Origin of the sequence: Cupriavidus sp. YAF13, from assembly GCF_052113425.1 — a bacterium.
In the GTDB taxonomy this organism is placed as follows: domain Bacteria; phylum Pseudomonadota; class Gammaproteobacteria; order Burkholderiales; family Burkholderiaceae; genus Cupriavidus.
The window spans coordinates 129,393-135,392 of sequence record NZ_JBFRDD010000017.1; the positions used below are offsets into that span (position 1 = coordinate 129,393).

Annotated in this window: 5 protein-coding genes; 2 read left to right on the forward strand and 3 right to left on the reverse strand. The window is 67.0% G+C overall.

What is annotated here, in order from left to right; translation table 11 throughout:
- Positions 1-8: 8 nt before the first annotated feature.
- The 3 genes from hpaE to AB4061_RS16240 are packed head-to-tail and all read right to left on the reverse strand — an operon-like array spanning position 9 to position 2,935.
- Positions 9-1,469, reverse strand: coding sequence for a 5-carboxymethyl-2-hydroxymuconate semialdehyde dehydrogenase (hpaE, locus tag AB4061_RS16230; RefSeq protein ID WP_441635467.1), 1,461 nt, complete (start codon positions 1,467-1,469; stop codon positions 9-11).
- Between the two features lie 39 nt (positions 1,470-1,508).
- Positions 1,509-2,273: a fumarylacetoacetate hydrolase family protein gene (locus tag AB4061_RS16235; RefSeq protein WP_441635469.1), complete on the reverse strand. Its 765-nt coding sequence runs from the start codon at positions 2,271-2,273 to the stop codon at positions 1,509-1,511.
- Positions 2,270-2,935, reverse strand: a complete 666-nt coding sequence (locus tag AB4061_RS16240) for a fumarylacetoacetate hydrolase family protein (RefSeq protein WP_441635487.1) — start codon at positions 2,933-2,935, stop codon at positions 2,270-2,272. Before AB4061_RS16240 ends, AB4061_RS16235 begins: the two co-directional genes overlap by 4 nt.
- A 518-nt stretch (positions 2,936-3,453) precedes the next feature.
- Here AB4061_RS16240 and AB4061_RS16245 point away from each other — a divergent pair.
- Positions 3,454-4,536 carry a substrate-binding domain-containing protein gene (locus AB4061_RS16245; protein ID WP_441635471.1) on the forward strand — a complete coding sequence of 361 codons (1,083 nt, stop codon included), beginning with the start codon at positions 3,454-3,456 and terminating at the stop codon, positions 4,534-4,536.
- Between the two features lie 59 nt (positions 4,537-4,595).
- Positions 4,596-5,627, forward strand: coding sequence for an ABC transporter substrate-binding protein (locus AB4061_RS16250; RefSeq protein ID WP_441635473.1), 1,032 nt, complete (start codon positions 4,596-4,598; stop codon positions 5,625-5,627).
- The last annotated feature ends 373 nt before the right edge of the window (positions 5,628-6,000 follow it).

Consider the following 6,000-nt stretch of genomic DNA (forward strand, 5'->3'; position numbering starts at 1 on the left):
GGCGGCGCTCAAACGCCCCAGCGCGGAATATGATGCCCGCCCATCGAGATGCAAACGTTCTTCACCTCCGCAAACACCTCGAAGCTGAACTCGCCGCCCTCGCGCCCCGTGCCGGATGCCTTGGTGCCGCCAAACGGCTGGCGCAAGTCGCGCACGTTCTGGCTGTTGACGAACACCATGCCGGCCTCGATGCCGCGCGCCAGCCGGTGCACCTTGCCCACGTCCTGCGTCCAGATGTACGAGGCCAGGCCGTAGGCGGTGTCGTTGGCCATGGCCAGGCCATCGTCTTCGCCCTTGAACGGGATCAGGCAGGCCACCGGGCCAAAGATCTCTTCCTGCGCCACGCGCATGTGGTTTTCCACATTGGCCAGCACCGTGGGCTGCACGAAGTTGCCGTTGCGCAGATGGGCCGGCAGGTCGGACGGGCGCTCGGCGCCGCCGGCCAGGATGGTGGCGCCCTCTTGCTCGCCCAGGCGGATATAGCCCGTGACCTTCTCCCAGTGCTGCTGGGTGATCATGGCGCCCACGTGCGTGTGCTCGCTGGTTGGGTCGCCCACGCGCAAACGCCTGGCGCGTTCGGCGAACTTGCCGACGAAGTCGTCGTAGACCGTGTCCTGCACGAAGATGCGCGAACCCGCGGTGCAGCGCTCGCCGTTGATCGAGAAAATGGTGAACAGCGCGGCGTCCAGCGCGCGCTCCAGGTCAGCGTCGTCGAACACCAGCACCGGCGACTTGCCGCCCAGTTCCATCGAGAATTTCTTCAGGCCCGCGCGCTCGATGATGCGCTTGCCGGTAGCCGTGCCGCCCGTAAACGATACGGCCCGCACGTCCGGATGGCGCACCAGCGCGTCCCCCGCGCTGGCGCCGTAGCCCTGCACCACGTTGAGCACGCCAGCCGGCACCCCGGCTTCCAGCGCCAGCATGCCGAGCTGGTCGGCCGTGAGCGGCGACAGCTCCGACATCTTCAGCACCGCGGTATTGCCCAGCGCCAGGCATGGCGCGACCTTCCAGGTGGCGGTCATGAAGGGCACGTTCCACGGCGAAATCAGCGCGCACACGCCGACCGGCTGGTAGAGCGTGTAGTTGAGCATCTGGTCATCGACGGGATAGGTGCGGCCGTTCATCTGCACGCACACCTCGGCGAAGAAATTGAAGTTCTCGGCAGCGCGCGGGATCAGTTGCTTGCCGGTCTGTGCGATCGGCAGGCCGGTGTCCTGCGTCTCCAGCGCGGCGAGGTGCGGCACGTGCTCGGTGATCAGGTCGGCCAGGCGGCGCATGATGCGGGCGCGCTCCTTGGCCGGGGTATTGGCCCATTTGGGGAACGCCGCCTTGGCAGCCGCCACCGCGGCGTTGACCTCGGCCTCGCCGCCCGCCGCCACCGTGGCGATCTCTTCGCCGGTGGCCGGGTTCCAGGTGGTGAAGGTATCTTTGCTGTCGACCTGCTTGCCGTTGATCCAATGCTTGATCATGGTTGTCTCCTGTTGGCGTTTGGCGCGCCTGGGTTCGCTTCAGCGCCCGCTGCCGTATTCGATAGCCGAGGCAATGGTGTTCACCAGCCGCCCCACCCCTTCGATCTCCGTCACGATCTCATCGCCCGGCTGCGTATCGGCCAGCCCTTCCGGCGTGCCGGTCAGGATCACATCGCCCGCCTCCAGCGTCATGAAGCTGCTGAGGTACTCGATCAGCCACGGGACGGCGAAGATCATGTCGCGGGTACTGCCCTGCTGTGTCAGCTTGCCGTTGACGGTAGTGGTAAGCGCGAGGTTCATCGGATCCGGCACGTCGTCGCGGTCCACCAGCCACGGCCCCAGCGGCGTGCAGGTGTCGCGGTTCTTCACCCGCAGGTTGGGGCGATAGTAGTTTTCCAGGTAGTCGCGGATGGCGTAGTCGTTGGCGACCGTATAGCCGCGCACGTAGTCATAGGCTTGCGCCGCCTTGACGCCGCGCGCCGTGCTGCCGATCACCACCGCCAGCTCGCACTCGTAGTGCATGTACTTCACGCCCTCTGGCCGGATGGTATGTGCCCGGTGGCCGATGAACGCGCCCGGCCCCTTGAGGAACACGAGTGGTTCTTCCGGCGCCTTGAAAGCCAGCTCGCGCGCGTGATCGGCGTAGTTCAGGCCAAGCGCGAAGGTGGTGCGCGGCACCACGGGCGGCAGCCACGTCACGGCGTCCTCGCTGATCACGCGCCCGTCGTCCAGGCGCAATGCGCCTTGGCCAGCCGGCTGCGCGGTGTGGACCAGGCCATCGAAGGCTACGCGTGCGGTTCTCATGCTACCTCCCCGGGCGCTGCCTTGATGCCGTGCCGCAGGCGCCCTACTTGTTCGATCTCGATCTCCACCACGTCGCCGGCACGCGCCAGCGGCGCACCTTCGGGCACGCCCGCCAGCAGCACATCACCAGCTTCGAGCGACATGAAGGCGGTGACATCGGCCAGCAACTGCGCCACCGGGCGCAGCAGGTTGCCGGTGTGGTTGCGCTGGCGTTCCTCGCCATTGATGCGCACCACCATGCTGAGCGCATCGGCGTTGCCGACCTGCTCGCGGGCCGTCACCCACGGGCCGATCGGGCAATAGCCGTCGCGGCACTTGTGGCGCACCGCCGGGCGGTAATAGCTGGCATGCGGCACGCTGACATCCGAAACCACGGTGTAGCCGGCGATATAGTCCGCGGCCTGCGCCGGGTCGATGCGGGTTGCGCGACGGCCGATCACGATGCCGAGCGCCGCGCCGATTTCCAGGGTTTCCTGGCCCGGTGGCAGCTCGGCAAGGCTGCCATGGGCGGCCAGGGTATTGGCCGGCTTGATGTAGAGGATCGGGCCCGCGGGCGGCGCCTGGTAAGGGGCCGCATTGACGCTGTCGCCAAGGGCTGCGAGCGCGCCCTTGAAGTTCAGCAGCGTGCCATACACCGTGCCGGTGATGGCGGGCTGCCACATGAATTCATCCTCGCGCAGGGCGCGTCCGCCGTCCAGCGGCAGCAAGGTGGCACCGTCCACCGGCACTGCCCGCACTGGCCGGCCGCCGGTGGCGATTCTGGCTTGTCGCATCGTGCTCCTCTCTGGTTGCGCCCGCGCGTGGCCGGGCGCTTGCGCTGCCGGGCCGGCGGATCGTCGACGGCGGATCGCCCGTTGGCGCCGCCTGTACTTAACATGTTAATGAGATTACAGGATAGTTTCAACCCCATTGTGATCCGCGGCGCCGCGATCTTGCCGCCCGGCCCTTCGCGCCCTCCTCCGCGTCTGTCATCGTGCTGTCATGCAGCATCCCCAGAATTCGCGCTGTACCGGGTTTCGCCTTGCCGCAGTGCGATTGCGCTAATGCACCGCAGCAGTGAAAAGGCTTGCTACCCGATTTTTTTGCAGCTTGAATGAAAACGTTTTCATTTTGCCGGCGTTGCGTGCCTGGTTCGCCATGCGCGCAATGGGACCCCGAAACCAAGACCAGAAGCTCTCACGTGAAGCGCACCCAGGACCGTTCCAGCAGCACCGCCCCGGACGCCGCCGGCACCGCCACGCTGGTGGACGTTGCGCAGGCCGCTGGCGTATCGCTAGCCACCGCATCGCGCGCGTTCAACAGCCCGGCGCTGGTGCGCGAAGGCACCGCGCAGCGCGTGCTGGAGGCCGCGCGGCGGCTGAGCTTCCGCCCCAACCTGCTCGGCAGCAAGCTGCGCGCGCAGCAAAGCCGGATGATCGGCGTGATGCTGCCCACCCTGGAAAACGCCGTGTTCGCCGAATGCTGGCGCGGCATCGAGGACGCCGCGCTGGCCGCCGGCTACTCGCTGATGCTGGTGACAAGCGCCTACGACCCCGCGCGCGAACGCGAGCGCATCGAATACCTGCTGCGCCACCGCGTCGACGGCATGGTGCTCACGGTGGCTGACGCTGCCCGCAGCGACGTGCTCGACCAGCTCGATGCCGAAGGCGTGCCCTACGTGCTGGCCTACAACCAGGCCGCCGCGCGCGGCCAGCGCCATTCTGTCTCTGTGGACAATCGCGGCAGCGCCCGCGAAGGCGTGCAAGCACTGATTGCCGCCGGGCACCGCCGCATCCGCGTGGTCTCCGGTGCCTTCATCGCCTCCGACCGCGCGCGCCAGCGCTTCGAGGGCTACCGCGACGCCATGCGCGCGCACGGCCTGGAGGCAGCGCCGGCACTTTGCCTGCCCACCCACACCGCCAGCAACGCTGACCAGATCGGCGCACTGGCTGCCGGGCCGGATGCGCCCACCGCCTTTTTCTGCACCAACGACCTGCTGGCGATCGGCGTGATCTCCGACCTGAAACGGCTCGGCCTGCGCGTGCCGCGCGACATCTCCGTGCTGGGCTACGACGGCATCGCGCTGGGCGCGCTGGTGGAGCCGCCACTGGCATCGGTGGTGCAGCCCAACACCGAAATCGGCGAGCGCGCCGTTGCGCTGTTGCTCAAGCGCTTCGGCCTCGCAGCAGCCGGCGTATCCGATGTATCCGGCGCCCGACCCGGGCGCATCACCTTGCTGCCCCACGGCCTGCGCCTGGGTGGCACGGTAGCCGCACCGGCATGACCCTTTACCCACCGCATTCCCCCAGCCCCAGCCCTCGTATGCAACCCAAGGAGTTCACCATGCAAGCAACCCGTTCCTGGCACAAACCGCTGCGCCGGATCGCCAGCGCGCTCGGCGCCGCCGCCGTCTGCGCATTCAGCCAGGGCGCGGCAGCGCAAACCGCGATCTGCTACAACTGCCCGCCCGAATGGGCCGACTGGGCCGCGCAGATTCGCGCCATCAAGGAGAAGACCGGCGTCACGGTGCCGCATGACAACAAGAACTCCGGCCAGTCGCTCGCGCAGCTGGTCGCCGAAAAGGGCAGCCCGGTAGCGGACGTGGTGTACTACGGCGTGACCTTCGGCATCCAGGCCAAGAAGGACGGCGTCACCGCCCCCTACAAGCCCGCCCACTGGAACGACATCCCCGACGGCCTCAAGGACGCGCAAGGCAACTGGTTCGCCATCCACTCCGGCACGCTCGGCTTCATGGTCAACGTCGACGCGCTGCGCGGCAAGCCCGTGCCGCAATCCTGGGCCGACCTGCTCAAGCCCGAGTACAAGGGCCTCATCGGCTACCTGGACCCGGCCAGCGCCTTTGTCGGCTATGTCGGCGCGGTTGCCGTCAACCAGGCGATGGGCGGCTCGATGGACAACTTCGGCCCGGCCTTCAAGTACTTCCGCGACCTGCAGAAGAACCAGCCCATCGTCCCCAAGCAAACCGCCTATGCCCGCGTGCTCTCCGGCGAGATCCCGATCCTGCTGGACTACGACTTCAACGCCTACCGCGCCCGCTACAAGGACAAGTCCAACGTGGCCTTCGTGATTCCCAAGGAAGGCACGGTGGTGGTGCCGTACGTGATGAGCCTGGTGAACAAGGCGCCGCACGACGCGCAAGGCAAGAAGGTGCTGGACTTTGTGCTGTCCGACGAAGGGCAAGCCCTGTGGGCCAATGCCTACCTGCGCCCCGTGCGCAGCGCCGCCGTGCCCAAGGAAGTGCAAGCGCGGTTCCTGCCGGCAGCGGATTACGCGCGGGCCAAGCCGGTGGATTTTGGAAAGATGGCGGATGCGCAGAAGGGTTTCAGCGAGCAGTATTTGAAGGAAGTGCGCTGAATGGCTAACGCTAGTGGATGAGTGCGGCATTTCGCGCCTGGCGAACGCCCGCCCTCTCCCCCGGCTTGCTCTCCCACAAGTGGGAGAGGGGAGAAAACCGTCGGGAGGGATCGGCCAGTGCCTCGATTTAGCCGTGTGACCCGCCCCCAAGGCGGGGAACACCCCAGCGCGATGCGAAGCGAGCCGTCAAGGTGTACCAAGGCCGTATGGGGCGCCTCGGGATTCGGCGAAAAGAGCGGAAAAGAGGGACCCATGTCTGAGTATCGCCTTAAGGCGATGCGAGTTTGGGTCCCGGCCGCTCTTTTCGCCGAAGCCCGAGGGGGTAGTCGCCCCATCCGGCGCGCCTTTTTTGCCTACTTTTTTGGCAAGACAA